The following is a 25,762-nucleotide window of genomic DNA, read 5'->3' as shown; positions in this document are numbered from 1 at the left end:
AGCCGCGGCAGGCGTTACCGCAGTTGCTGATCGGCGTCGAGGTTTCACAGCAGCCACGCACTCATCTCGGCACGAGCGGACGTTGTCCGGGTGCGCGGTCACCGGCACGGCCGCGCCTCGAGTGCCACCGCGAATTCGTGACGGACCGTGACGCCCAGTCGGCGGCAGATGCGTGTGTTCGTCGTACAGGAAGTCGCGCGGCGCGGGCGCCAGCTCATGGAAGGTCGGGATCTGGGTGCTCGGCCACGAAACGCTCGCCCGTTTCGTCGTCGACCAGCGAGTTGTCGACCAGCCATTCAATCGCCCGCCGCTTCGCGCGCACGCCGCGGAAGGCGTACCACGCCGACAGCAGGTGCGGATACTCCTCGTGCAACTCGTTCTTGAACCGGCGGAAGGCGCCCTTGCCCTGGATAGCTCGCGCAAGTCGGCGGCCGGCCACCGCGTCACTGATCCTCTCAGCGAAGTCGGCCATGTCCTGATACCAGACGTAGGACGGCAGCGGGTCGATGCCGATCAGGTCGAGGTCGTCAAGGTCGACGGGCGTGTGTCCATCGATGCCGCCGTCCGTCGTCCAGAACACGGTCTCGCCGGTCTGGGGGTTGATCAGCCATCGGTGCTCGTAGTCGGTCTGGTCCTCGAGCGCGGCGGCGATCTCCTCCAGGTCTAGCCGGCTCAGGTCAAGCATCCGGCCACCATAAACCCGCTGCCCGCCGCGCTTCCACCAGCGACCGCGGGACCAGCGGCAGAAGCGCCAGTCAGCCTCGATCAATCGAGACGGCACATGCTCGGCAGCTCAGCTGGCGGGCGTCGGCGCTCGTAGCGCCAGCCGACCCGTGCGAAGGTTTCATGGCGCTGTCAAGCCGGAGCTGTGTGAGGGCTACCCGCGCTGCGAAGGTTTGACCCGAGCGAGCCAATGCGCGGCCTCATCGGCCGGCAGCATGCCATCCGCGGTTACCGTCGGGCGCATCAACGGGTATGGCCGGCCGGCGTTCCAACTCCGCGGGTACGGCGGCGGATCGATGACGGCGACTCGCTTTCCTTCCAGCTTCGGGATATCCGCAGGACGACCCTCGTTCCAGATCCATTCGCCGTGGGCGTCGACCAGGTTGAAGTTGCCTCGGATGCCGCCTGCCGGTGTCAAGTCCTCGCCGTCGGAGGCCGCCGCGATCTCCGCGGCGCTTGGCCGTTGACCGGGCACCAGGCCCTGCGACTCGTCGCCGATCAGGGCGGCGGCGAGGAGCGTGTGCAGCTGAAAGTTGTCGCCGACGCCGCTTATCGTCACCCGATAGCCGCGTCGGGTCGCGCGGTGCAGCACGACCAGCGGTTCGTCGTCCAGGACAAGCAGCAGCCCGTACAACCAATGCGCCGTGCCGAAGTGCTCACGCGTCGCGTCGATGGCGGCGGTAAGCCGCGACCGCTCGGGCAGCACGGCCCGCACGTCCTTGCGCTGCGAGAGGTACAGCACCGGCTGAACCCACTTGCCGCCGGAGAACCACGCCTGCACCAGGTTATAGGCGTCCGGCTGGGCCATCCCCCGGTTGGGCGCCGTCTCGACGAACCGCTCGATCGTCGGGCCGATCTGCCCCGCATCATCGGGGTCGGGCAGGTCCCCGAACACCGCACCGTACAACTCGGCGAAGCGTGCCGCCTGCTCCATCGCGTTGGCGGCCCGACTAACGAGCGTCGGCACCACCACCGCCGCATCGGTGCCGTAGTCCGCCATGCTGCCGGCAATCTGGGCCAGGTCGCCGCCCATCCCGAGCGGGATCTCGGCGAGCACCGAAGTCAACCTGGCCAGGGCCGCGTCGACCTCGTCAGGGCGCGCCTTCGGCGTGGCACCCGCGATGCCCCGCAGGGCCGCGCTGAACCGCTTGTCGTCGCGGCTGTCCACCGCGCCGACCAAGTGAGCCATTTTCATCGTGCGTAGCGGTTCGCTTCGACGTGGTGCAGGACGAGGATGGCCTGCGCGATCGCGGTGGCGCGGCGCGTGCAGCAGCGCAGTTTGGCAAGGGTTTTCCAGGTCTTGAGGGTGGCGATGGCGCGTTCTCCGCGGGCTCGGATCCTCGCGTGTGCCCGGTTGACCGCCCTCTGCCGGCGTGACAGCTTCGGGCGGAAGCGGCGCCGCTTGAACGGAGTGCGCACGCTGCCCCGGGCGCCCTGGTAGCCCTTGTCGGCGAAAGTCATCACGTCCGCGCTGGTCAACGCGTCGATGATGCCGTGGCTGCGGGCGGCGGTGAGGTGGACTGACCCCTTGGAGGATGCGCTGCTGCCACTGGCCGCACTGGGCGGGAAAGTTTGTACGGGACGCGGCGTCAGGAGGTATCTCCCCGGGCGGTTGCCGGCGGTGCGGCCGGTGACGCCGGCGGCGTTCCGGTGATCGAAAGCGGCGTCATCGCGACGGCAGGTCAGTTCTCCAGGCGGTCGACTGGCCCTGCGCGCCATTGCGATCCGGAACGCGGGTGCGCCGCGCCGAGCTCACCCCGGTGGCGTGCGGCTCGGCGATAACCGGAGCAGGCGTACGTCAGCTGTGCCACCTCCTGGCCGACCTGCTGCCGCGGAGCGAGGAGCGGGACGGTCCGCCGGCGGGTATGGTCTTCGCCGTTGACCGGGACGGCCACGGCCGGCGGGGCCTGGCTGCGATTGTGGGTCCGGGCGTCTGCGGGCACGGGATCGGGTGCAGGTCGTTGGAGCCCGCCCCCAGACGGTGACTGAGATCGCCGTGATCGAACCCGAAGGCGTGCTGGTGCGCCCCTCGGTGCCCGCCGGGCAGATCGCCGCGGTGCGCGGCGTTTCGGCCCGGATCGGCCAGCACATCGGGGACCCGCCACGGCGGCACGTCTACCGGTTCCCACCACCGATCAGGCAGGCGGTCGTCGAGCCGGTGGAACCGGAGCAGCGGTTGGCGATGTTCGCCGGCCTGGCCGAGCTGGCCGACGAGGACCACTGGTGGACCTGCGGCTTGACGAGCAGCAGGCGGAGGCGGTGATCCGTCTGCACGGCGAGGTCCAGAAAGAGGTGCTTGCAGCTCCCATGCAGGACCGGTACGGCGTCCCCGTGCGGTTCTCCGGCACGCTAACGGCCTGTATCGAACGGGTCGCCGGCACCGGAGCCGCCGAGGATCGGGTGCACGAGCGCGGCAACCCGTACCTGGCCGGGCTGGGTTTGCGCATCGAGGCCGCCCCGGTCGGGCACGGCTTCGAGTTCCACCCCGGGATCGAGCCCGGCCGGCTGCCGCCGGCATTCGTCGTCGCCACGGAGGAAGGCGTGCGGGCCGGACTCCGGCAGGGCCGGCACGGCTGGCCGATCGCCGACTGCACGGTCACCATGACGGCATCCCGGTACTGGCAGCGACAGAGCAAGCCGCATCAGAAGTTCGACAAGTCCGTTTCGACCGTGGCGGCGGCCTTCCGCAATCTCGCCCCGGTCGTGGTTGCCGCGGCGCTGCGCCAATCCGGTATTCGAGTGTGTCAACCGATCGAGCGGTTCGACGTCAGCCTTCCGCAGCATGCGGTGGTGACGGTGATGGCGTTGCTCGGCCGGCTGGGGGCGGTGGTCCACGACACCGCCGTCGCCGGCAGATACCTCGAGACGAGCAGCGCGGACCCCAGCCGGGCGACCGGGACGCGTGGTTCCGTGCCGTACCGCGGTAGGCCGCTCCACAGCGGGATCGGCAACATCAGCGGCCGACGAGGCGGCAACCCCGGCACCAGCACCGGGGGCTGGAAACGAGCCGGCAATGCCCTCGCCATCCACTTGCCCGGACGTCGACCCCATTGAGCAACCACCATCAATCATCCAAACAGCTACATCCCCAACCGCAGAAAATCCGGCAGGCTCCGCACGGCACGTGATCGACCGATGACATGACGCCAGGTCGTCTCTATGCTGCTAGGTGGAGTGACGCTCATCGCTCCGTCGCCGACCGATCTGTCCGCTCGTACCGGCATTGAGGGGGAACCGCCGTGGCCCATGCCGTACCCGTCGAGGCCCAGCAGACGTTTTCCGATCTCACTCTGCTCCTGCGTACACCGCTGCGCCAGCTCACCCCGGACCAGGTTCGTCCCCTCGTACGGCGGATCGTCGAGGACCGCAACCGCTCCGAGGCGGTCGATGTGGCTGCGTTCAATTCGGCGATCTGATGCATGGTGTCCACCACGCCAGAGGCATTCGAGGTGCGGCCGCTGCCACTGAACCAGTACGTCCTCAAGGTGCACAGCCGGTGTGATCTGGCCTGCGACCACTGCTACGTCTACGAGCACGCGGACCAGAGCTGGCGTGCTCGGCCGCGGGCGATCGCCCCGGCGACCGTCGATGCCGCCGCCACCCGGATCGCCGAGCACGCCCGGAAACACGGACTGCGCCGGGTCCGCCTGGTGCTGCACGGCGGAGAACCGCTGCTCCTCGGGGCGGCCGGACTGGCGATGGTGCTGACCCGGCTGCGCGCTGCCATCGAGCCGTTCGCCGAACCGGACCTGCGGATGCAGTCCAACGGGTTGCTGCTCACCCCGCAGTTGTGCGACCTGTTCGTGACGCACGGCGTACGGGTCGGTATCTCGCTGGACGGTGACGCCGCCGCCAACGACCGGCACCGACGCTTCGCCGGCGGGGCGAGCAGCCACGCCCAGGTACGACGGGCGCTGGCCCTGCTCCGTCGCCCGGAGTACCGCCACATTTACGCGGGCATCCTCTGCACGGTCGATGTGCGCAACGACCCGATCCAGGTCTACGAGGCGCTGCTGGCCGAGGCGCCGCCCCGGATCGACTTCCTCCTTCCGCACGCCACCTGGAACAGTCCGCCTCCGCGACCCGACGGGGCCACCCCGTACGCCGGCTGGCTGCTGTGCATCTACCGACGGTGGGTCCGCGACGGCATGCCGGTCGACATTCGGCTGTTCGACTCGCTGTTGGCGACCGCAGCGGGCGGGCAGAGCGGCACCGAATCCGTCGGGCTCGATCCGGCGGGCCTCGCAGTGATCGAGACGGACGGCGCGTGGGAACTGGCCGATTCAATGAAGACCGCGTTCGACGGTGCGGCCGGAACCGGGCTGGACGTCTTCCGCCATCCGGCGGACGCCGTGGCCGCCCATCCGGAGTTCGCCCGCAGCCGGCGTGGCCTGGCCCAGCTCTGCCGGATCTGCCGGGACTGCCCCGTCGTCGACCAGTGCGGTGGCGGGCTGCGGGCGCACCGCTACTCCGATGCCGGCGGGTTCGACAACCCATCCGTCTACTGCGCCGACCTGAAGGAGCTGATCACGTCGATCAACCGAGAATCCTCGACGAGCGCAGTGCGCGCCGGCGCGCCGTTCGACGCGGGCGGGCCCGGCGGCGACGGGCTGCTCGATGGCCTGCCAGCCGACGACCTGCTCGACGATCTTGGCACCGGCTACGGCTCGGCGGCCAACCTGCGGCGGCTGGCGACCGCCCAGGTCGCCTATGTCCGGGGACTGCTGGTCGGGATCGCCGACCGGGTCGCCGGTACGCCGATCGCCGAGGCCTGGGACCTGATTGCCCGGCTCGACGAGGACGCGCCCGACGCGGTGGCGGTCGCCTTCGCCCATCCGTTCCTGCGACGGTGGGCGCGACACTGCCTCACCCCGCCCGCAGGCGAGTCCTCCGACTTGGCGCACCTCAGCGCGCTGGCCGCGGCGGTGGCGGTCCGTGCCGGCGCCGACGTCGACCTCGAGGTGCCGGTACGGTCCGGTCTGGTTCACCTGCCGGGCCTCGGCGCGCTCGCGCTCGACGAACCGGGGGAGCAGGAAGCGCGCCTGTCGATCGCGGGCGGCGGTTTCACGGCCCGCGCCGGGACTTCGGCCGTCACGGTGCCGCTGGCCGGGCTTGCGCCGCCACCGGCGGCCTGGTTACCGGTGCGGCAGGCCGAGCTGGACGGCTGGCGGGTCGTCGTCGAGGATCTCGACCTGTACCGGGACTGCTACGAGTGGCCGGTGGCTGACCGGCTCGACCCGGCGCAGCTGGCGTTCTGGCAGCGATCGCTGGCGGCTGCGTGGAGCCGGATCCAGCGCCTCGTACCCGGGCAGGCTCCCGGCATTCGGGCGGGGCTGCGGGCCGTCACACCGCTGCGGGTCGATCCCGCCGGCCGACTGCGCAGTGCCGCGTCCCGGGACACCTTCGGTGCGCTCGGCGCCGTGCCGACCGATGCCGGCCCGCTCGCGGAGCTGCTGGTGCACGAGTTCCAGCACGTGAAGCTCGGCGCCCTACTGGATGTGAGCGTCCTGTACGACCCGACGTACGCGCCGCGGCTCACCGTCCCTTGGCGGGACGAGCCGCGACCGCTGGAGGGGGTGCTCCAAGGCACGTACGCGCATCTGGCCGTCGCCGACATCTGGCGGGCCCAGCCCGGCGCCCGTTCTCGGCAGCAGTACCGCCAGTATCGCGGGTGGACGGTACGTACGCTCGATGAGCTGGCCGCCACCGGCGCGCTGACCGCGCACGGGGAACGGTTCGTCCGGCGCATGCGCGAGACCGTGGACTCGTGGTCCGATGACCCGCGCTGACCGGCCGACCCGTGTTGGTCACGCCGACCCCCGAGACGTCAACCGGCTCACCGCCGATCTGGCCGCAGTCGGGGTGCGGGCCGGCCAGGACCTGTTGGTGCACTGCTCGATGCGGCGGATCGGGCCGGTGGTGGGGGGCCCGGCGACACTGCTGGCGGCGCTGCGCCGGGTGGCCGGTCCGGACGCGACGGTTGTCGTGCCGGCGCACACGGTCGGTAATTCCACGACAGGTCCGGCATTCCGCGCTGCCACCAGCGGTCTGAACGCGGCGGGCCGGGCCGCGTACGAGGCCGGGCTGACCGGATTCGATCCGGCGACCACGCCGTCTGAGGGGATGGGGATCCTCGCCGAATACGTCCGGCAGCAGCCTGATGCGGCCCGCAGCGGCCACCCGATCACGTCCTTCGCGGCCCTGGGCCGGCGTGCGGTCGAGTTCACCGAGATCCACGACCTCGACTGTCACCTCGGGGAACGCTCCCCACTTGGCAATCTGTTCACGGCGGGGGCCGCAGTCCTGCTGCTCGGCGTGGGTTACGCCAGGTGCACCGCGCTGCACCTGGCGGAGTACCGGCCCGAAGCGCGCCGGCCGGCGGGCCCCCCTCCGGAGCGAATGTATCGCTGTTACGTGCTGGTGGGCGGCCGGCGGGAGCGGCGGGACTTCCGTGCGCCGCTGCTCGACGCGAGCGATTTTCCCGAGATCGGTGCGGCGATGGAGGCCTGTCTGCCCGTTGGGCGGGGCCTCGTGGGCGCCGCACCGTCGAGGCTTCTTGATCTTCGCGTCGCGGTCGATTTCGCGACAACCTGGATGGCCGGGCATCGGCGACCGTAAAGCGGTCTGGACCCGCGGGTGTCGGTGTGCTTACCTTGGGCAACAGGAACGGGCGAGACCCGCGGTCGATGGTGGGAGAATGGCAGTTGGACGATGGCAGGGTGGTGGACGATCCGCTCGCTCCGCTGTTCTTTGTCAGCTATGCCGTGATCAAGCCGCCGGGGCGGGCGACGGGGGGCCGGCGGGAGGCCAACTCGAACGCCCTGCGGCTATTCACCGAGCTGTCGATCCATGTCAATGCCCTGGTGAGCCGACCGGCCGGCGCGGATCCGGGCTTCATCAACCGGAACATGCGCGGTGGCGAGAGGTGGACGCCGGAACTCCTGGAGGCCGTCGGCACCTGCCAGGTCTTCGTCGCGCTGTTGTCGCCGGCCTATCTCGACAGTGAGTGGTGTGCGATGGAATGGGACCTCTTCGCCAGCCGTACGATCGTGCGCCGCGACGGCCGGCCCACCCACGAGACCGGCATCCTGCCGGTGAGCTGGGCGCCTGCGGATTCCTGTGAGCCACCCAACCGCCTCCAGTGGTTCTCCCCCGACGGCACGCCCGACGAGGACGTGGTCCCGAACTACCACCAGGAGGGCCTGTACGGGCTGCTCTCCATGAAGTACGACGCCAGCGATGTCGTGATCTGGAAACTCGCTCAGCGCGTCGTCGAGCTGTCCCGATCGCACTGGGTCGAGCCGCGGGTCCTGACCGCCCCCAACGGGCTCGCCAGGAAGTTCTCCAGGAGGGGTGCATGAGCGGGATCGGGGCAGCCGCGGCGCCGGTGGCGACCGACCAGAGCACCTACTTCTTCCTCAGCTACGCCCACTCCGCTCCGATGCTGGAGGATCCTCGCCTCGACCCCGACAAGTGGGTCAAGGTCTTCTTCGACGACCTGTCGGCGGCGGTGCGTGGTCAGATCTCCGCCCCGGACGACCGGCGGGTGGGGTTCTTCGACGCGCAGCTGAGCTCCGGAGCCGACTGGGAGGAGACGCTGACCGTAGCGCTCGGCAACACCCAGGTCTTCGTTCCGCTCTACTCGCCCGCCTATCTCAGCAACTCCTGGCCGCTCGGTGAGCTGGAGGCGTTCCGCCGCCGGTTGAGGGCGTCCCCGATCGTCGAGAAGTATCGGCACATCGTCCCGGTGCTGTGGATTCCGCTGCCGTCCTGGGACCAGACGGCCGAGACCCGCGAGGCACTCGAACTCGCCGGGGACGTCGCCGGGTACGCCGAGAACGGGCTGCGGGCGCTCTGCATGCTCGCCAGCTACCGCCCGGCGTACGAGCAGGTTCTGGGTCGGATCGCGACGGAGGTCACCCGGATCGCGCAGCGGTATCCGCTGCCACCCTCCGTGGTACCGAAGGTGGCCGAGGCGCGCCACACCTCGCGGGCGGACGCCCAGTTCGTGGTCGTCGTCGCCGCACCGACGGGAGCCGAGGTGCCGGTGGATCACGAGGCCGGGGTCTATGCCGAGCGCAGCGAGCAGTGGCGCCCGTTCGGGCAGGACCAGGCGCTGCCCGCGGCCAAGTACGTGGCCAGCACCGCCGAGCGGCTGGGTCTGGCCACCCACATCACCAGCTTCGCCGATGCCGGGGACGTGATGGCCCGCTGTCCCTCCGTGCTGCTCATCGATCCGTGGATCGTCAGCGACAGCGCCGGCGAGCACGGTCTGGCGCTCGTGTTGAAGCGCCTGCCCCGGTGGGTGATTCCGCTGATGGTGCTGAACGGGGACGATCCGCTGACCGCGGGCGAGGGCGACCGGTTCGCCGACCGGGTCGCGCGGATGCTCCAGCGGGCGAATCGGCCGCCGGCGAAGCGGGTCACCCAGCTACCGGAATTCGTCCAGATCATGCCGGAGCTGGTGACCGAGGCACGCCGTCAGTATCTGAAGAACGCACCCGTCGTTCCGTCGGACCGGCCCCGCGTCCGGCGACCGCAGCTCGGCCGGCCCGAATCGTCGGGCAGCGCATTCCCAGGCACGGAAGAGGAACGATGACTGACGAACGCAACGGCCAAGTGGTCACGTTCTACTCGTTCAAGGGTGGTACCGGCAGGACCATGGCACTAGCCAATGTGGCCTGGATCCTGGCGGCGAACGGCAAGAAGGTGCTGGTCGCGGACTGGGATCTGGAATCGCCCGGTCTGCACCGGTTCTATCACCCCTTCATCGACCTGAGCGTCCTGCCCGGCACCGGCGGCGTCATCGACATGATCCGCGGCTTTGAGAATCAGGCCTCGGCGAAGGACGCCGACGGTCTGCCGAAGAGCCGCTCCCTCCCCAACGGCTGGGAGGCGGAATTCGCGCGGGTGCGGCATTTCGCGTTTTCGCTGAACTACACCTTCCCCGGCGGAGGCAGCCTCGACTTCCTCTCCGCCGGTCGGCAGAACCAGGACTATGCCGCCGGGATCAGCGGGCTGGACTGGGACGTCTTCTACGACGGGCTGGGCGGGGAGGCGTTCATCGACGCGTTGCGGGCGGACATGCGCCGCAACTACGACTACACGCTTATCGACAGCCGGACCGGGCTGAGTGACGTGGCCAGTATCTGCACCATCCACCTGCCGGACGTGCTGGTTGATTGCTTCACCTTCAGCGACCAGGGAATCGAAGGCGCGGCGCGAGTGGCCCGCGAGGTGACCAACCGATACACCAACCGGCGGATCCGGGTGCTGCCGGCCCCGATGCGGGTCGACCCGGCCGAACAGGACAAGGCCAACGCCGGACGGGCGTTTGCCATGCACCGTTTCGCCGGTCTGCCCGGCGGGCTGAGCGAGGCGGATCGGCGCGACTACTGGGCCGAGGTCGAGGTGCCATACGTGGCCTACTACGCGTACGAGGAGACGCTGGCGACGTTCGGCACCGATCGGGCGATGCTCTCGGCGTACGAGCGACTGACCTCGGCCATCACGGAGGGTGAGGTCCGGTCGCTGCCGCGGCTCGACGACGCCGTGCGGAACCAGCTGCGGTCCCAGTTCGAACGCAAGAGGTTCCTGGCGCAGGGGGAGATCCTGCTGCGGTACGCCCCGAAGGACCAGGCCTGGGCGGAGTGGATCGAGCGGGTCCTCGGCCTGGTTGGCATCCAGGTCATCGACGCGGGATCGGCGGACACGGGCCGTGACGTCGTCCCGACCAGGACGCTGACCGTCGTCTCGACGGCCTACGCGGAGACCACGCCGGGTGCGCTGCCGCCGGCCGAGAGTCCCGGCTCGGGGACTCCGCTCGCGGTGTACGTCGACGACGTTAGGCCGCTGCCCGAGTTCGTGCCGGAGACGTCGGTCTTCCTCAACGGGCTGACGAGGGCGAGCGACGCGGCGGCGAGTCTGCTGCGGCTCGTGGGCCGGGTCGAGTTGTCCGCCGACAAAGTGCCCACGGCGAGCGGGGCCCGCTATCCCGGCATTGGTCCGGAGCTGCAGAAGACGCCGGTGGCCAACGTCCAGTTCATCGGGCGCGACGAGGATCTGCGCAGGCTGCGGCACCTGCTCCAGTCCGGCGTCAGTCGCGGATACTCGCTCGTCGCCCTACGTGGCATGGGTGGCGTGGGCAAGACCCAGATCGCCCTGGAGTACGTCCACCGCTTCCGGACGGCGTACGACCTGGTGTTCTGGATCGAGGCCGATCCGCAGATCTTCGTCGACTCGACGCTTGTCGATCTCGGCGAGCGGATGGGCCTGCCGGAGCCGGCGAACATCCCGGCCGCGATCCGTCAGGTGCACGACACGCTGGTTCGCGGCGACCGCTACCCACGATGGCTGCTGGTCTTCGACAACGTCGCGGACTACCGGCAGATCGAGGACTTCCTGCCCATGGGCGGTCGGGGCCACATCATCATCACCGCCCGGGAGAAGACCTGGGAGGAGAGCGCGGAGACGATCGAGATCAGCCCGTTCAGCCGGGCCGAGAGCGTCGAGCACCTCCAGCGACAGGTGCCCGGCATCTCCCCGCGCGACGCCGATCGGGTTGCCGAGGCACTCGGTGACCTACCGATCGCCCTCGCCCTCGGTGGCGCCCTGATGGCCGACAGCGGCATCGCGGTGGACGACTACCTGGCCCAGTTGGCCGAGCACGGCGCCTCCCTGGACACCTGGGGGCCATCGCTGGACCGACTCAGGCAGGACTCGCCAGGCGCCTATCGCCTGCTGGAGATCTGTTCGGTGCTGTCGGTGAAGGTCTCCATCGAACTGCTGAACAGCAAGGGCATCGGGAAGCTGCTACGGCAGGCCGACCCGTCGGTGCCGACCCGGTCGGGCGCCGCGAGGCTGATCCAGCGCATCAACCGGCTGGCACTGCTCCGGCTCGACACCCGGGCGCAGCAGATCGAGATCCACCGGCTGTTGCGCGACGCCGTGCAGCGGCGGATGACCGAGGATGAGCAGCAAACCATCCGGCGGGAGGTGATCAGCGCTCTGGCCGCGGCCCGCCCAGACAGCGACGTGGATTTGGCGGACAGCTGGGAGCGGTTCCGGATGCTCTGGCCCCACCTGGAGGAGTCCGAGGTGGCCATGCGCGCCGCGCTCGACTCCGACGACCCGGCCGTGCTGGATCTGCTGGTCGAGCGTGTCCGCTACATCTGGCTGCGGGGCGTGCTCAGCCAGGCCCGCGATCTGGCCGAGCGGATTCTGAAAGCGTGGACCGCCCGGTTCGAATCGAGCACCGACCCGGACGAGCGCGAGATGCTGCGTCCGCCGCTGCTGCGGCTGCGCTTCAACTTCGGCAACATCCTGCGCTCCCAGGGCCACTTCCAGCAGGCCTACACGTACGACGAGGAGACCCTGGCCCAGCAGCAGGAACTGCTGGGCGAGACGCACGCCGACGCACTAATGACCGCCGGTGGCCTGGCCGGCGACCTGCGCGGCCTGGGCCGGTACGGCGAGGCCCTGGCCCGGGACGAGCAGACCTATCGGATGTGGTCGCGGGACTTCGGTAACGACTTCCCGCGCACCCTGACGGCACTGAACAACCTGGCTGCCTCGATGCGGCTGGCCGGCAGGGCGAAGGAGGCCCAGCGGCTCGACGATCAGGCGTACGAGCGGCGCCGGGTGGTGCTCGGCCGCAACAACCACTGGACGCTCGCCTCAGCCGTAAACCTGGCACGCGACCTGCGGGAGTCCGGTGAGTACGAGCGTTCACTCGTGCAGTCACAGGAGGCCCTGACCGACTATCAGAGCCTGTCCGGACCGAACGCGCTGGCCACGTTGGGTGCACAGACGAACCTGGGGGTCGCGCTGCGAACCGTCGGTCGGCCGGTCGAGGCGGCCCGGTTGCTCGATGCCGCGTGCGACACGCTGCAGACGACGTTCGGCGAGGACAGCCCGGACACGCTGGCGGCCCGGCTGAGCCGGGCGACGAACCGGCTGGCGCTCGACGACGCCGCCGGGGCCGAGGAGGAGTTGCGGGCGGTGCAGGCGCTCTACCGGGCGCTGCTCGGTCCCCGTCACCCGCACACGCTCATCTGCGAGAACAACCTGGCGGGGGCAGCTCGGGCGCAGGGCCACCTGGAGGCCGCCCGCATGTCGGCCCATGTGGCCGTCAGCGGACTGGGCGAGATGCTGCACCCGGAGCATCCGTTCGTGCTCGCCGCGCAGATGAATCTAGCGGTCTGCAAGGCGGAGACCGGCGATCTCGCTGGGGCGTTCGACATGGTGGACAACCTGCACAAGGTGATGCGCACGTCGCTCGGTATCCGGCACCCTGACACCCTGCGTGCTGCGGCCAACCGGGCGTTGATCCGGAGTCTGCGCGAGCCGGACTCCGGACCGGAGGAACTGGAGGCGGCCGTGGCGGAACTGGTCGAGCGGCTCGGCGGCAGCCACCCGGACGTGCGCGCGATGGGCCACCGGAGGCTGCTCGACCGGGTCCTGGACCCACACCCGTTCTAATCCGTCGTCCGCGGCCCGGGCGGCACGTGGCGACCGCCCGGGTGGTCGGGTCAGACCCGGCGGGCGGGGCGGGCGTCGACCAGTTCCGGCTGTGGTGCGGCCAGCCAGGCGAGAATGTCCGGCAGGATCAGCATCGCGGCGAAGTGACCCACCCCGGGTTGCTCCTCGAACTCGGCATGCTGGATCTGCGACTTGAGCCAACGGGTGTGGGCGACCGGCGAGAAGGCATCCTCGGCACCGTGCCAGAGTCGGACCGGCACCTTGATCGACGACGGGAGGAAGCCCCAGTCCTGGCTGAGCGCCAGCGCGTCATCGATCCAGCCGTCGGCGCCGAAGCGCACCGCCTCGGCGTAGCTCTCGGTAAGCTGGCGGCGCAGCGCGACGTCCTCGACCACGTTCCGGTCGGCGGCGCTCAACTCGCCGTCGATGAAGCTGACCACGCTCGCCGGATCCCGTCGCGTGCGGTCGGCCCGGATCGTCAGCGACTCGATCAAGCTGCGCTGGTCGGACATCGCCTCCCGATACGCCTGGATGTTGGAGGGAGCCATGCCGGCGTACCAGTCAAGGCCGGGTGCGTCAGTGGGGGCTGGGGAGACCAGGACCGCGACCCGGGTCAGCCGGTCGGTGAACAGGTCACTGGCGGCGCAGGCGAGGGCGTGGGGCCCACCCCCGGAGCGGCCCACCACGGCGAACTTGTCCAGCTCAAGGTGATTGGCGATCGCCTGCACGTCCAGGGCGGCATCGACGACGCGCCGGCCGGGGTGGCGGGTTGATCTGCCGTAGCCAGGTCGGTCGTAGCAGATCAGCCTGATGCCAAGCAGATGCAGGATCATGCTCCGAGGCTTCGGGCCACTGCGGCTGCCGGGCATCCCGTGCATCAGGAAGACCGGAAAACCGTCCGCTTTTCCCGATGTCTCGACGGCGAGGGTTCGGTCGTCCAGTGGGACGTCCCACTCAGTCGGCCGCTCCTGTGACACCCTGTGCCCTCCCTCGAACCTCCTGGAAGGCGGCGTCGGTGGGCACACCAGCACGCACCGCCTCGGCTGAGGCTCCCCCGTCGATTGTGATGGGGCTGATTCCTGAAGAACTCAGCGTATCGCCTGTCGAGGCAGGTACACCAGCAGTCCGGAGAGACACGCCGGACCCGTGCCGGGCGGCCCCGCCAGGGCCCGTGTTGCCCCTGACCAGCAGATCCACTCCCGGATCGTTGATCACCGGAGCGTGGCCCGGGTTCCTCCGCACCCCGATGCGAGGCTGCGGGGGCAGGCCGGTGACCGGCGGATTCGTCGCTCCGGAGGCAGTTGCTCGGATCTCGTTGCGCTACGTGCCCTGCATGAACAGACACAGCCGATCTATCAACCTATTATTGTCTATATCGGGCGTCTTCGGTGCCGCAACTAGCCGGCAGTGAAACGCCAGCGCTTTCGTTGCGTCGCCATCAGTTGCCGCTGCTCGCGCTTCAACGCATCGAATGACCGTCGTACGTAGTCGACGTATGGGGCGCCGGGGTGCCTGATCAGGGTCTTCCGCCGCTGACCCACACCCTGATCCGGACTGGACAACATCACCTCGTACGCGGCGACGTGGGCACAGAACCCTCGCAGCGGTTCCGGCATGCCGTCCTCGATCACCAGGTCAGCATGGCCGATGATGAGATCGCGCATCCTAATGTTCGCCGGCACGAGGGCGTGCTGGAGCCAGCGCATCCACTGTTCCTGCTGCTCGACCGGCAGGGGATCGTCGGATTTGCGCTGCTCGCTGTCGGGAAGGTCGACGTCACGGAGGGCTCGCCAGAGACGTTCGTTGACATCGACCAGTGCATGCAGCGGACCGTAGAGGTCACGCAACTGCCTGGCGACCCGGTCTAGACGGGCGAGCCGACGTTCGGCTCGCAGCTGAGCACGCTGGTTGAGTACAAAGACCAGCACCGCGACCACAATGCTTGCGCTGGCTGTGATCACAGCCGTCGTCATGCCACGCTCCCGTCGAGGCCGGCCAGGCCACCAGTCCGTCATGGGGCCGACACCCGCCACTCTCCACAGGAATCAGACCCTGCCGCATGCCGCCGCGCCAGTCCAGATCCGGGTGAACTCGAATCCGTCCGCCGGTCTTCCAGTTGGCCGGAGCTGGCGGTCGAGCAGTTCCCGCTGCATGGAGCCGAAGAACAACTCGACCTCGCTGATGCCGTGGCACCGGTCGGTCCAGCCCGTGACGCGACCGCTTCGCCCGGGCGTACGTGCCCGGCCGGTGCCAGCGCGCCAGCGATGGCACAGCCGACGAGGAACACGTTGCGCCACGCGTGGTGCCGGCCCAGCGGCGCGGCGGTGCGGCCGAAACAGCGGCAGGTGGCACCGCCCCGCCGCAGGTTCGTGGCGATGGCGACGGTGAAGGCGAGCAGCAGGGCGGCCGACAGGAGGAAGCCGGCCGGCGGGAACACCGCCAGCAGGACGACGGCGGTGAACTCGGCGGCGACCACGGCCCCGGCGAGTGGGTTGGCCGGTCGGTAGCCCAGGTCGCGCACCGAGCGCGTGAACTCGCGGAAGGCGGCCCGACCGCTGGCCTTACCGACGGCCGCCGCCAGCAGCACCGAGCCGAGCAGCACCCGAGATCCGATCTCGACGTACACGTGTCATCGCCTCCTCAGGGCCACGCCGAGGACCGCCCCGCGTGGCACCGTCCCGAAATGCCGCGAGTCCTGGCTGTGGGTGTTGTCGCCGCGTACGGTCACGGCGCCGTCCGGCTCGATCCGGTCCACGCGTTTGACCATCCAGGTCAGGTCGGCGTCGGGCACGACGTCGCGCGCCCGTTAGACGACCAAATCACCGGGGGTCGGCCCGCGCCCGACGCGGACGACGAGCCGGTCGCCGTCGCGCAGGGTCGGCGCCATGCTGTGCCCGCGGACCACCACCAGCCGCCACCGGCGGCACAGCCAGCTCCTCATGACACCGTCAGCTGGTAGCCGTCGGCCTGGAGGCGGAACAGCCGCGCGTACTCGCCGTCGGCCGTCATCAGCTCGTCGTGTGCGCCGGACTCGATGACGCGTCCGTCGTCCAGCACGACGATGCGTTGCGCGTCGCGCAGGGTGCTGAGCCGGTGGGAGATCAGGAGCCCCGTGCGGCCCCGACGGATCCGGGTCAGGGACGCGTGCACCCGGGTTTCGGCGTCCGCGTCGAGCCCGGAGCTGGGCTTGTCCAGGATGAGCAAGTCGGCGTCGGCGCGCATCAGGGACCTGGCCAGGGCCCCATCACGCCCGAGACAATCAGTGAGCCCTTCCAAGCTGATCTTGCAGCTCAGGGCGGGTGCGGCGAGCCCGGAGATCGATGAGGGCGAGGCTCCACGTAAGACAGCAGTCGACCAAGATCCGATGCCCCGACCGGGAGCCTCGCCTGTGCTGTCTTACCCTTCCACGATCTCGCTGTCCAGCCGCACCCTGAACCACCTCGCTGACCTCAACCGCCAGCACCGCAACCAGCATCGATCCCGGTGGCGGCGCCTCGACCCGGGCCGGCAGTCGCTGCTCGCCCTTGCCCACCTGCGCAACGGCGACACCTACACCCGGCTCGCCGCCGGGTTCGCCGTCGGCGTCGCCACCGCCTGGCGCTACGTACAGGAAGCGATCATGCTGCTCGCAGCGGTCGCCGAGGACCTGGCCAGGGCGATGCGGCGCATCCGGCAACTGGCGTACGCGATCCTGGACGGCACGCTGATTCCGATCGACCGCGTGGCAGACCAGAAGCCCTACTACTCGGGCAAGCACAAGAGGCATGGCGTGAACGTGCAGGTCATCGCCGACGCCGCCGGCCGGCTCGTATGGGCCTCACCACTGGCGGGCTCGGCGCACGACCTCACCGCCGCCCGTATCCACGGCATCATCGACGCGCTAACCAGCGCGGACGTGATGACCTTCGCCGACAAGGGCTACCAGGGCGCCCGGGGCAGCGTGCGCACCCCGTTCAAGCGGCGCCGCTTCCGGCCCAAATTGTCGCGCCGGCAGAAGGCGGTCAACCGGGCGCATGCGAAGCTCCGGGCCCGCGGCGAACGGGCCATCGCCACGCTCAAGACCTGGAAGATCCTGGCCAAGCTGCGCTGCTGCCCACGCCGCGCCACCGCGATCGTGCAGGCCATCCTCGTCCTGCACCACGTCGAAGCGAACCGCTACGCAGGATGAAAATGGCTCAGTTGTCGACCCGCTTGCCCAGGTCCGCCTTGAACAGCATCCGGCGATCTTAGCGTTCGGTCTCACGGAGTCGTTCCCGTGCTGAAGACCAGCATGAGACTGCGACCAACGCCCTCAATTCGGCACGACCGGACGTCCTCGCACCCGGACGTACCACCGCTGGCGGCTACCTAGGGTGACGGGGCGCTCCGATGCCGACGCGCACGATCGGCGGCAGAAGAGTGCGTGCGTCGTCCCGTGAGGGTTCGCTGGGATGCTGGATGCGTGATGCGCGAGATCGGCGCGCCGGAATGCGAAACCTACCGAGCTGCGGACAGCAGTGCCGCAGCGCATCTTGCGGACGAGGACGCCGACGAGTGCCCTGATCAGCACCCGTCGCCCGCAGTCCAACGCCTCCTCAATGCGGCATGTGCGGACGCCGTCAGTCAAGTTCGTGCGTCTCGCGGCGAGGATCGGTCTCGGCCAGCTCGACTAACTTGGCCGGCGAAAGGCGTTCGGGCAGCTGCCCGAACCTGCGTCGCCGCAGGCTGTCGTACTCCTCGTCTGTCGGGTCATCCGCCGGACGCCTGCCGCCGTATGACTCCTCGAAGTAGTCAAGTCCCATCCGGAAGTAGTAGCGGTGCCGTTCGACGAGCTCGATGTCGAGCAGCATCGGGTTCAGCTTCCCGCTGTGGTCCTGCGCGGCCTGGAGAGCCTGGTCGATGCCCTTGCTGGCGGCCTCGATCGTGTTGAGCGCATCGAGGATGTCCCTGTCGCCCACTACTGACCACCTTCGGTCGTGTCGGTCAGGCGGACGGTACGGAAGCGGTCCCAGGCCACGTTCTCTTCTATCCGGAGATCGTTCAGTTGCACCAGGTCGAGCGGGGTACTGATTCGTTGGAAGATGGGCTCCATCGCGGCTTCGAGACGAGATCGGGCATCGAGCCAGACTTCAAGTGCCTGCGCCACCGGGTCCGTGTCCTGACCCTTCACGGGGTAGTGCCGCTCGCGCTGGGCGTGTCCGGGCGGCGGAAGCCATCGACGATCCGGCACTGGATGTCTTTCCATGGTTGCCTTGTCACGTCGAGGCCCCTCCACGGATCTGGCTGACTGCCACTGTTCTACGCCGCCGGGGCAAACGCCACCTGGAAACGCCTTGTCATCGGCACGACCGGACGTCCTCGCACCCGGACGTGCCACCGCTGGCGGCTACCTACGGTGACGGGGCGCTCCGACGCCGACGCGCACGATCGGCGGCAGAAGCGGTCGTGTCTGCGGCGGTGGGAGCCGGATGGATGGCTGGAGACCAATGGGATCATGACGTCATGTCGACCCAGCATGATCCCGGTGACGCTCAGGCGACCGACCGGGCCCGAGGAGTTGCAGATCGTGGTGGTTCATGGGGAAGTCTGCGGAAGTTTGGTTCGGCCGGCGAGGCTTTCGGCCGCGGGCGATCCGGTCTGGTGTTCCTGACCTGCCTAGCGCTGGTAAGCGGACTCTCCGTGGCGGCGGCTACTGTCCGGATCAGCTCGTCCCTGATCGCGAGAGCGGAGCAGGGCGTGGCCGAGGAGATCGCGGTCGAGGTCACCTACTGCGCGGGATGGGATCCGGGGAGCCGAAAGCCCGTCGGCGTGATGGGTGTGGACGCGGCGCGCAAGCGCGATTCGGCCGGAGAGCCTTACGCGGTGCTGCTCACCGCCGACGCACGGCCGAGGGCGCTGCTGCAGATCGACTGGGGGCGGCGCTACCTGGGCCTGTTCCTCTTCGACGAGCACAGCCGCCGCGACCGTGCCTTTGACTACCGCGAGCTCGACGAGCCGGGCCTGCTCGATCTGCGCCACTACGAGCAGTGGCGCTATGCGTCTGCGGACGAGCCGGAATTCCCCGAGCGCGGCTGGCACTTCACCCTCACGGCCCGGCCGGACAGTGACACCGCCGATGTGCAGCTGGACCATGGCGGCCTTTTCCAGACCGGCCACGACATCCCGGAGCGGCACCGCACCCTGCGCAGGGCCCCGTTCGGCGACTGGACGGCGTACGCGGACGGCCGGCTGCTCGGTTTCAAACGCAGTGCGGGGGGCGCCGGCGACGTGACGCTCGTACCCGCCAGGCACAAGGAAGATCAGGGGCACCGGGAGGCCCCAACGCCGCTGTGGAGGGCTCCATCGGGCATGCGTCCCCGCGATCTGCAGGCGATGTTCACCCCGGGCAGTCGGTTCTCAGACACCGAACTCGGCACCGCGATCGTTTCCGAACCCGAACCCGCCAGAATGCTGCGGCTGCCCACCGGTGCGGTGATCGCTGCCGACCCCGGCACCCTCCGCGGCAGCGACGAGCCGTTCACGGTGATGGTCCCGGCTGGGGACTACCCGGTGCTGATCGCCGGCATGCGGTGGGAGAGCAGAGGCTGGGGCGAGACGACCGCCGCGATGCTGCGGATCCTCGACACGCCCACCGCGAGCTGGGAACTCGCGGTCCGTCCCGGGCAGGACATACGGCTGCTCGGCGACGACGAGTTCTACGGCTTCGGAGTGGACAGCGGCATGGGTGCATTCCTGGACGCGTCAGGGCGGGACGCCCTCGCCACGGCGTACGAGCACCGGCAGCAGAGCGACGCCTGGGACGACGACAAGGAGCCGGAGATCGCCGATCCGAACACCGGCACCAATCTGATCGCCTACCCGAGCGGGAGAGGCGACGGCTCCTACCCGGTCTGGATCGGCCGCACCGCCGACGGCGAGGTCACCTGTCTGGTGGCCGACATGCTCGTCCTCCACGACATGAAGCCCCTGCCGCCCACCGCACCCGACACCACCGTCTTCCTCACCCCCACCCCGACGCTCAGCGGCGTGCGGCCGGAGCCGAAGCCAGCAGAACCCGAGGCAACCGCCGAGTTCCTGGCCACCGTGGCTGCCAGCATCGAAGCCAAGCAGGAGCAGGTCAGCCGTCGCTGACCTACCGCCCGCCCAACGGCGTCCCGGTCCCGGCGAAGCCCCGCCGGCGGGCCCAGGCCGAAGGTCCCGGTCCGCCCCTGCCGGGTCGACCGGACAAAGAGGTCCTAATAGCGATATTCGGCATGCGCCCCGCCGGTCACCGTGCCGGCCAAACGTCCTCAACTCGACAGTTTCGGACGTACGCCACTACCTGAGCTTCCAACGCACGACCAGCGGCAGATCCGGTCATTCACCACGGCGTACTCCCCCGCTACGGTCACAGTGTGGGACCTCACCGCATGCCGGCTGCCGACGTACGCGTCTCCCTGGACCTGGTGCGCCGGCTCTTGGTCGCCCAGCACCCGGACGTTGCTCACCTGCCCATCGAGGTGATGGCGAACGGGTGGGACAACCTCATGTGCCGGCTCGGCGACGAGCTCGTCGTTCGCCTACCCAGGCGTGCCCTGTCCGCCGAGCTCGTCGTTCACGAACAGCGGTGGCTCCCGGTTCTTGCGCCTCGGCTGCCGCTGCCAGTTCCGGCGCCCGTGCGGGTCGGACGGCCGGCATTTGGTTACCCGTGGTCGTGGAGCATCGTCCCGTTTCTGCCGGGGCAGGTTGCCGCACGCAATCCCCCAGCCGACCTATGGGAGGCGGCGGTCGTCCTTGGGAGGTTTCTGGGGGCGTTGCATGTTCCGGCTCCATCGGACGCCCCTGCCAACCCGTACCGCGGCGTTGCGCTCGCGAGCCGTAGTGAGGCGGTCACTACTCGGGTGAGCCAGCTGGAGAGCATGATCGACCGGGCCGCGGTGATGCGTGTGTGGGAGGGCGCTGTAGCAGCGCCGGAGTGGGACAGTCCGCCACTGTGGCTGCACGGCGACCTCCACCCCGCCAATATCCTGGTCGACTGCAGCCGCGTCAGCGGGGTGATCGACTTCGGCGATGTCACCTCGGGTGACCCTGCCACGGACCTGTCAGTGGCCTGGATGCTCCTGCCAGCTGAGTGCCACGGTGCTTTCCAGGACGCCTACCGCGCGGCCAACGAGTACGCGGCCCACGACGACACCTGGGCACGGGCCCGTGGCTGGGCGCTCGCGCTGTCACTCGCGTTCCTGGCCCACTCGGCTGACAACCCGCTGATGGCGGAGATAGGGCACCGCACCCTCGACGCCCTGCTCGCGTAGGTCACCACAGCCGCGCCCGGGCACCGCGAAGTAGAGCGGGAGGATGCACCGCCCGTAAACGCCCGCTCATCGGCAGTTGCGGACGTCGGACGCCGTCCCGGGTGCGCCTGGTCGTCAGCTCCACCATGACTCCGCCGACTCGATTACGGATGGCACGTCGTTCGGACCATCCCACGGCGTGCTGCTTCTCACCGACGTGACGAAAACGCCGATGGCAGCCACGTTCGCCCGAGCCGGTTATCCGGTCGCGCAGCGGCGACTCGTTCTGAGCCAGTCGGTGTAATCCCGTGGGCGCTAGTGCGGTGTTCACTAACGATCACCGGGTTTGCGGTGGTGTTGTGGATCCTCGCCGTTGCGGGCGAGCGACTCCCTACCAGGGGGTGGGGCGGGCCTCCGCGGGCGAACTGATCCTCTCGCCGTCCGGGGTGGGCGTCAGCTCAAGTCACGGAATCGCTGAAGGATGATGATGACGAGTGCGACGAGCAGCGGCGCGGCGAGCACGTCGAGGATCAGGAGGGTTTTTCGCCGAGCCTGCCGTGCGGTGAGCTGCACCACGATCCGCGCAGTGAGCGCCAGCACCAGCAGGCTGAGCACGGTCGCCTGGACGGGTCCGGCCCGCGCCACGCTGAGGGCGGCATCAGTCATTCCGCCTCCGTCCGTCGCCACCGATGGTGGTGCAGCACGACCTGAGCCAGCTCGATGAGGGCGACCAGCGACGCGATCGTCGTGAGGGTGGCGAGCCCGAGCAGCGGCGACCATCGATGCAGGTGGATCATCCCCTGCGCAACCAGGACGCCGAGGGCGAGGCTGAGCGCGACGCCGACGACGAAACGGCTGGGGCCGTCGGGTATCCGGATGAGACGCGCGCAGGCCAGTCCCGGCGCCGCCGCGATGTAGACCAGGACGCTGACCGCCCGCAGGATGCCCGGGACGTCCCAGACGACGAGGGCGAGAACACCGCCGCTGGCGAGGAGCGTCATCAACGCCGGCCAGGCCGTACGCGGCGGAAAGCCCGCCAGCGAAGAGGATGGCCGTTGGCCTCCGGAACCTCGATTGACGTCTGAACCGACCTCGGCGGTCTCTGTCACCGGTCACCCCTTTCGCTGGTGCTGGCCAGGACGTAGACCCTCGCCTCGGGGTTGGTGTAGACAAGCCTAAATTGTCCTGAGTCGACCACTTCGCGTTCCAGGTTCTCGCCCCAGCCCCGCGGCTTGCCCAGGAACGACTCCGCGAAGACGAACTGCCCCTCCGTGATGATCAGGTAGGCGCCCTTCGGGTTGTGCCGCATCTCCTCCTCGATCGCACCGACCGTCGTCGGGCCGAGATCCTCGCCGAGCGGTCGGTACCGGTACCGTTCGACGCCCTGCGCCCGCCAGGGGACGTTGGAGGTCACCGAGACGAACGAGACGCCCGCTGGGGCGTGCGCGTAGAGCCACTCCACCGCCCGGTGGTCGGCCGGGCGCACCTGCTCGAAGGCTTCGTTCCCGTATCGGGCGACGAAGAACGCGGCGATGAGGACGGTGCTCAGCGTGCCCGCCAGGAGGGCCGCGGGAACCCGCCGCCGTGCGGGCCACGCCGGGACCAGCAGTGCGGACAGGAGGATCGCCATGAACGGCAGGGCGAAGGCGTAGACCCGAAGGAAGATCTCACCGCCGTAGCTCTGCATCGCCAGGAGGAGGAACGGTGCCCCGGCGAGCGTCAGAAGCCCCAGGTCGGCGTGTCCCCGGCGCATGCGTCGCCATGCGCCGACGACCGCCAGCCCCCAGACCACCAGCGTGAGGACGAGTCGCAGTAGCACCACCGTCTGGTGGCCCTCGTCGCCCCGTACCCGTTGTACCGCCCCGTGGTTGATGGTGCCGCCGACGTTCCCGACGGAGCCGAACATGTCGTCCAGGTGCCCCGCCCAGTATGCGACGGCGCCGTAGCTGATGTAGGCCATCAGCACGACGGCGAACAGGACCGGCAGCGTGCGGAGCGTGCAGCGGCGGACCAGCACCAGCGCACCGACGCAGACCACTATCGCTATGGGGGTGAGCTGGTGGCTCACGGTGCTGGCCATGAAGACGGCGAGGACGACCGCCACCAGACCGACCAGCGACGCTGGGCTGGAGCGGTGGGTCACCGGTTCGAGCCGCAGCGGCCTGGGTGGGAGCAGGAGCAGGCGCAGCAGCAGACCGAGCGGACTCCTCGGGGACCGCTCGCGGTGCGAGCCGTCGCGCCGGCCTGGGCGGAACCAGCGCAGCAGCATCATCAGCAGGACCAGATAGAAGAGGTAGTTCATGGCCTGGGGACCGAGGTAGTCCTGTCCCACCCAATTGGCCGGGAAGAACAGCCAGAGGGCGAGCCACGCCGCCCGCGCGTCCGGCGATGTCAATCGGGCCAGCCGGAATACCGCGATGCCGTAGGCCAGGTTGAACCCCACGGGAGCCCAGGCGAGCAGCGGCATGGCGTCCGGCATGCCGGCCACCCGCGTCGCCATGGCCGTCAACGCGAAGAATCCGGGCCAGCTGAAGCGGGCGTCCAACTCCGGCAACGTCTCTCCGGTACGGGCGATGTAGTCGGCGAAGCCGACGTGCAGCCAGCCCGGGATCATGCGCGGCAGTGGCTCGATGAACGGCGCCGCACCGAAGAGCAGGACGACGAGCACGATCACGTACGCGGCGAGCAGGGCGTCGGAAGCCGGGCGGGTGCGGAACACGCCGTGGAGGAAGCCCGCGGTCAGCAGGGCCAGTGCGACGTACAGCTCGGGGCGCAGCGCCGTGACCAGTCCGAGCGACCCGATGTCGGCGACGTCCCCCCGCCGCAGGGCCCAGACCCCGAGCGCGAGCGCGGCCGCAGGCGCAGCCCACTCGGCTCCGGCGAGCAGGCCGTGTCGTATGCGCTGACCGGCTGCCGCACCGGCGGTCAGCAGGGTGGCGTCGCCGCTCACGATGGACCTTTCAGCAGGCGCATCATCGACGGCAGGACGGCAGCCGTCACCACGATCTGTCCGGCAAGGTAGGCGATGCCGACCCCGGCAACGCCGACCTCGGCCATTGCGACCAGTGCCAGCGCCACGACCAGGGTGCTCGTGGACGCTTGCACGGCGATGATGCGCCCCACCCGGCGTTGCACCCGGGACGCCGCGACGAAGATGGTCAGCACCAGCTTGGGGAGCACCGCGACAGCGAAGAGGCGCAGGGTGTCCGCGCCGGTTGAGGCGTAGTCGCCGCCGAACAGCGCCAGCAGCAGTGGCGCTGACAGGCAGAGCAGGACGACCGCCGGCACGAAGAGGAGCAGGCCGCGTCGCAGCACCTGCCGCGCGTATGCCGCGAGCCGCGATTCGTCTGTGGCGGCCTCCACTGTCAGGGAGGTGCCGAAGTGGTACGCCACCAGTTCCAGGGAGCCGCCGAGCAGCCAGGCCACGTAGAAGACGCCGTTGGCCTCCGCGCCCAGCCGGGCGGTCACGATCAACGGCAGAGCGTTCGTGCCGGCCTGCATGAACAGGTATCCGACGTAGTCCAGCGCCACGAACCGGGCGAGCACCCGGCGGTGCGGTAGCGCCGCTCCGGTGGGCCGTGCCCGCTGCCGGGGCAGCAGCCGGCGGAAGACCAGCACGTTGACGGGGATGAGCGCCGCGACGACCGCCAGGTTCCACGAGATGAAGATGCCCAGGCTCGGTACGGCGCCGGCGAGCAGCACCAGCAGCGCGATCTTGGCAAGCCCGAAGACGGTGTTCTCGAGCGGGACCCAGACGACACCGCGCAGGGCGGTCAGCACGCTGTCCTGCAGCGTGAAGACGCACCAGCCGGCGACGGAAAGGGCGAACGCCAACGCGATCAGGGGGCTGCGGTGCAGGAAGTCGAGCTGGTCCGAGACCAGCGGGGCGAGCAGCAGGAAGCCGGTGCTCAGGACGAGCGCCGCGAGACAGGTGACCCCGTACGCGTATCCAACCAGCCGGCTGCCCTGTCCGCCCGCGGCAGGCAGGAAGCGGGCGAGGGCTCCGTTCAGGTTGAGTTGGGAGAGGTTGCTCAGGAATGTCATCGTCGACACCGTCGCCGCCCCGACACCGAGCTGGGCGGGCGAGTAGAGGCGGGCGGCGAGCGCCCAGTACGCGATGCCGAGCAGCGAGCTCAGCGCCGTGTTGAGCATCAGCGCGTAGACGTTGCCGTTCAGCGGGTCGCGCAGGTGCTGGCGCAGCCGGACGGCGATCGGCTCGGCGACGGTGCCAACGCCGGGAGCCGCGCGGCCGAGCGCCGGGTCCCCGGCGGTCCCGGCGCGTTGGCTGCTCACCACGTCACCCCTCCTCC

25 protein-coding genes and 1 pseudogene are annotated in these 25,762 nt (G+C 69.6%); 11 read left to right on the top strand and 15 right to left on the bottom strand.

Annotated features, from left to right (window positions below; genetic code table 11):
- Positions 1–214: 214 nt before the first annotated feature.
- From BUS84_RS01635 to BUS84_RS01625, 3 genes and pseudogenes are all read right to left on the bottom strand, one after another.
- Positions 215–769 (bottom strand): UPF0158 family protein, encoded by a 555-nt coding sequence (locus BUS84_RS01635; RefSeq protein WP_208869488.1) that lies wholly within the window; start codon positions 767–769, stop codon positions 215–217.
- Positions 770–877: 108 nt separating this feature from the next.
- Positions 878–1,903 (bottom strand): hypothetical protein, encoded by a 1,026-nt coding sequence (locus BUS84_RS01630; protein WP_143728149.1) that lies wholly within the window; start codon positions 1,901–1,903, stop codon positions 878–880.
- Positions 1,904–1,914: 11 nt separating this feature from the next.
- A pseudogene (locus BUS84_RS01625) lies at positions 1,915–2,256 on the bottom strand (transposase family protein); the annotation flags it as partial.
- Between the two features lie 463 nt (positions 2,257–2,719).
- Here BUS84_RS01625 and BUS84_RS39325 point away from each other — a divergent pair.
- The 8 genes from BUS84_RS39325 (at position 2,720) to fxsT (ending at position 13,203) form a co-directional block, all read left to right on the top strand.
- Positions 2,720–2,986: a hypothetical protein gene (locus BUS84_RS39325; protein WP_244298317.1), complete on the top strand. Its 267-nt coding sequence runs from the start codon at positions 2,720–2,722 to the stop codon at positions 2,984–2,986.
- Positions 2,947–3,777: a hypothetical protein gene (locus tag BUS84_RS39320; RefSeq protein WP_244298316.1), complete on the top strand. Its 831-nt coding sequence runs from the start codon at positions 2,947–2,949 to the stop codon at positions 3,775–3,777. Before BUS84_RS39325 ends, BUS84_RS39320 begins: the two co-directional genes overlap by 40 nt.
- A 185-nt stretch (positions 3,778–3,962) precedes the next feature.
- Complete coding sequence (locus tag BUS84_RS38045) at positions 3,963–4,139, top strand: hypothetical protein (protein ID WP_159450950.1); 177 nt, start codon at positions 3,963–3,965, stop codon at positions 4,137–4,139.
- 3 nt (positions 4,140–4,142) lie between these two features.
- Positions 4,143–6,512 carry an FxsB family cyclophane-forming radical SAM/SPASM peptide maturase gene (locus BUS84_RS01615; RefSeq protein ID WP_074308150.1) on the top strand — a complete coding sequence of 790 codons (2,370 nt, stop codon included), beginning with the start codon at positions 4,143–4,145 and terminating at the stop codon, positions 6,510–6,512.
- Positions 6,499–7,341 carry an AAC(3) family N-acetyltransferase gene (locus BUS84_RS01610; protein WP_074308148.1) on the top strand — a complete coding sequence of 281 codons (843 nt, stop codon included), beginning with the start codon at positions 6,499–6,501 and terminating at the stop codon, positions 7,339–7,341. Before BUS84_RS01615 ends, BUS84_RS01610 begins: the two co-directional genes overlap by 14 nt.
- 101 nt (positions 7,342–7,442) lie before the next feature.
- Positions 7,443–8,084, top strand: coding sequence for a TIR-like protein FxsC (locus tag BUS84_RS01605; protein ID WP_159450949.1), 642 nt, complete (start codon positions 7,443–7,445; stop codon positions 8,082–8,084).
- Positions 8,081–9,322, top strand: coding sequence for a TIR-like protein FxsC (locus BUS84_RS01600; protein WP_074308146.1), 1,242 nt, complete (start codon positions 8,081–8,083; stop codon positions 9,320–9,322). Before BUS84_RS01605 ends, BUS84_RS01600 begins: the two co-directional genes overlap by 4 nt.
- Entirely contained in the window at positions 9,319–13,203 is a 3,885-nt protein-coding gene (fxsT, locus tag BUS84_RS01595) for an FxSxx-COOH system tetratricopeptide repeat protein (RefSeq protein ID WP_074308144.1), read from the top strand. The genes BUS84_RS01600 and fxsT overlap by 4 nt, the downstream gene beginning before the upstream one ends.
- A gap of 50 nt (positions 13,204–13,253) precedes the next feature.
- Here fxsT and BUS84_RS01590 read toward each other — a convergent pair whose 3' ends face one another.
- The 6 genes from BUS84_RS01590 to BUS84_RS01570 form a co-directional block, all read right to left on the bottom strand.
- Positions 13,254–14,180 carry an alpha/beta fold hydrolase gene (locus tag BUS84_RS01590; protein WP_074308142.1) on the bottom strand — a complete coding sequence of 309 codons (927 nt, stop codon included), beginning with the start codon at positions 14,178–14,180 and terminating at the stop codon, positions 13,254–13,256.
- Positions 14,181–14,600: 420 nt separating this feature from the next.
- Positions 14,601–15,176: a hypothetical protein gene (locus tag BUS84_RS01585; RefSeq protein WP_074308140.1), complete on the bottom strand. Its 576-nt coding sequence runs from the start codon at positions 15,174–15,176 to the stop codon at positions 14,601–14,603.
- Positions 15,177–15,214: 38 nt separating this feature from the next.
- Positions 15,215–15,829 (bottom strand): MauE/DoxX family redox-associated membrane protein, encoded by a 615-nt coding sequence (locus tag BUS84_RS01580; protein ID WP_074308138.1) that lies wholly within the window; start codon positions 15,827–15,829, stop codon positions 15,215–15,217.
- A gap of 3 nt (positions 15,830–15,832) precedes the next feature.
- The gene (locus BUS84_RS41040; RefSeq protein ID WP_244298525.1) at positions 15,833–15,970 is read right to left on the bottom strand and encodes a S26 family signal peptidase; all 138 of its coding nucleotides are present in this window, start codon (positions 15,968–15,970) and stop codon (positions 15,833–15,835) included.
- Positions 15,971–16,009: 39 nt separating this feature from the next.
- On the bottom strand, positions 16,010–16,144 hold the full coding sequence (locus tag BUS84_RS41035) for a S24 family peptidase (RefSeq protein ID WP_244298313.1): 135 nt from the start codon (positions 16,142–16,144) through the stop codon (positions 16,010–16,012).
- Entirely contained in the window at positions 16,141–16,425 is a 285-nt protein-coding gene (locus tag BUS84_RS01570; protein WP_425293417.1) for a hypothetical protein, read from the bottom strand. The genes BUS84_RS41035 and BUS84_RS01570 overlap by 4 nt, the downstream gene beginning before the upstream one ends.
- A 166-nt stretch (positions 16,426–16,591) precedes the next feature.
- Between BUS84_RS01570 and BUS84_RS01565 the strand changes: the two genes are divergently transcribed.
- Positions 16,592–17,371: an IS5/IS1182 family transposase gene (locus BUS84_RS01565; RefSeq protein ID WP_074308136.1), complete on the top strand. Its 780-nt coding sequence runs from the start codon at positions 16,592–16,594 to the stop codon at positions 17,369–17,371.
- A 430-nt stretch (positions 17,372–17,801) separates the two neighbouring features.
- Here the strand turns inward: BUS84_RS01565 and BUS84_RS39305 are convergent, their stop codons facing one another.
- A complete protein-coding gene (locus BUS84_RS39305; protein WP_074308134.1) occupies positions 17,802–18,140 on the bottom strand; it encodes a hypothetical protein in 339 nt (112 codons plus the stop codon).
- Positions 18,140–18,328, bottom strand: a complete 189-nt coding sequence (locus BUS84_RS37055; protein ID WP_143728148.1) for a hypothetical protein — start codon at positions 18,326–18,328, stop codon at positions 18,140–18,142. The genes BUS84_RS39305 and BUS84_RS37055 overlap by 1 nt, the downstream gene beginning before the upstream one ends.
- Positions 18,329–18,861: 533 nt before the next feature.
- Between BUS84_RS37055 and BUS84_RS01555 the strand changes: the two genes are divergently transcribed.
- Positions 18,862–20,313, top strand: a complete 1,452-nt coding sequence (locus BUS84_RS01555) for a DUF4241 domain-containing protein (RefSeq protein ID WP_159450948.1) — start codon at positions 18,862–18,864, stop codon at positions 20,311–20,313.
- Between the two features lie 278 nt (positions 20,314–20,591).
- Positions 20,592–21,473 carry an aminoglycoside phosphotransferase family protein gene (locus tag BUS84_RS01550; protein ID WP_208869487.1) on the top strand — a complete coding sequence of 294 codons (882 nt, stop codon included), beginning with the start codon at positions 20,592–20,594 and terminating at the stop codon, positions 21,471–21,473.
- Positions 21,474–21,905: 432 nt separating this feature from the next.
- Here the strand turns inward: BUS84_RS01550 and BUS84_RS01545 are convergent, their stop codons facing one another.
- From BUS84_RS01545 to BUS84_RS01530, 4 genes are all read right to left on the bottom strand, one after another.
- Positions 21,906–22,118 carry a hypothetical protein gene (locus BUS84_RS01545; RefSeq protein WP_074308129.1) on the bottom strand — a complete coding sequence of 71 codons (213 nt, stop codon included), beginning with the start codon at positions 22,116–22,118 and terminating at the stop codon, positions 21,906–21,908.
- Positions 22,115–22,453, bottom strand: coding sequence for a hypothetical protein (locus tag BUS84_RS01540; protein WP_074308128.1), 339 nt, complete (start codon positions 22,451–22,453; stop codon positions 22,115–22,117). Before BUS84_RS01540 ends, BUS84_RS01545 begins: the two co-directional genes overlap by 4 nt.
- A gap of 104 nt (positions 22,454–22,557) precedes the next feature.
- The gene (locus BUS84_RS01535) at positions 22,558–24,402 is read right to left on the bottom strand and encodes a hypothetical protein (protein ID WP_074308126.1); all 1,845 of its coding nucleotides are present in this window, start codon (positions 24,400–24,402) and stop codon (positions 22,558–22,560) included.
- Positions 24,399–25,748 carry a lipopolysaccharide biosynthesis protein gene (locus tag BUS84_RS01530; RefSeq protein ID WP_074308124.1) on the bottom strand — a complete coding sequence of 450 codons (1,350 nt, stop codon included), beginning with the start codon at positions 25,746–25,748 and terminating at the stop codon, positions 24,399–24,401. The genes BUS84_RS01535 and BUS84_RS01530 overlap by 4 nt, the downstream gene beginning before the upstream one ends.
- Between the last annotated feature and the right edge of the window lie 14 nt (positions 25,749–25,762).

This window comes from Micromonospora cremea, from assembly GCF_900143515.1.
Classification (GTDB): domain Bacteria; phylum Actinomycetota; class Actinomycetes; order Mycobacteriales; family Micromonosporaceae; genus Micromonospora; species Micromonospora cremea.
Note: the sequence above shows the minus strand (reverse complement) of the source record. Positions and strands in the feature narration are given on the sequence as shown.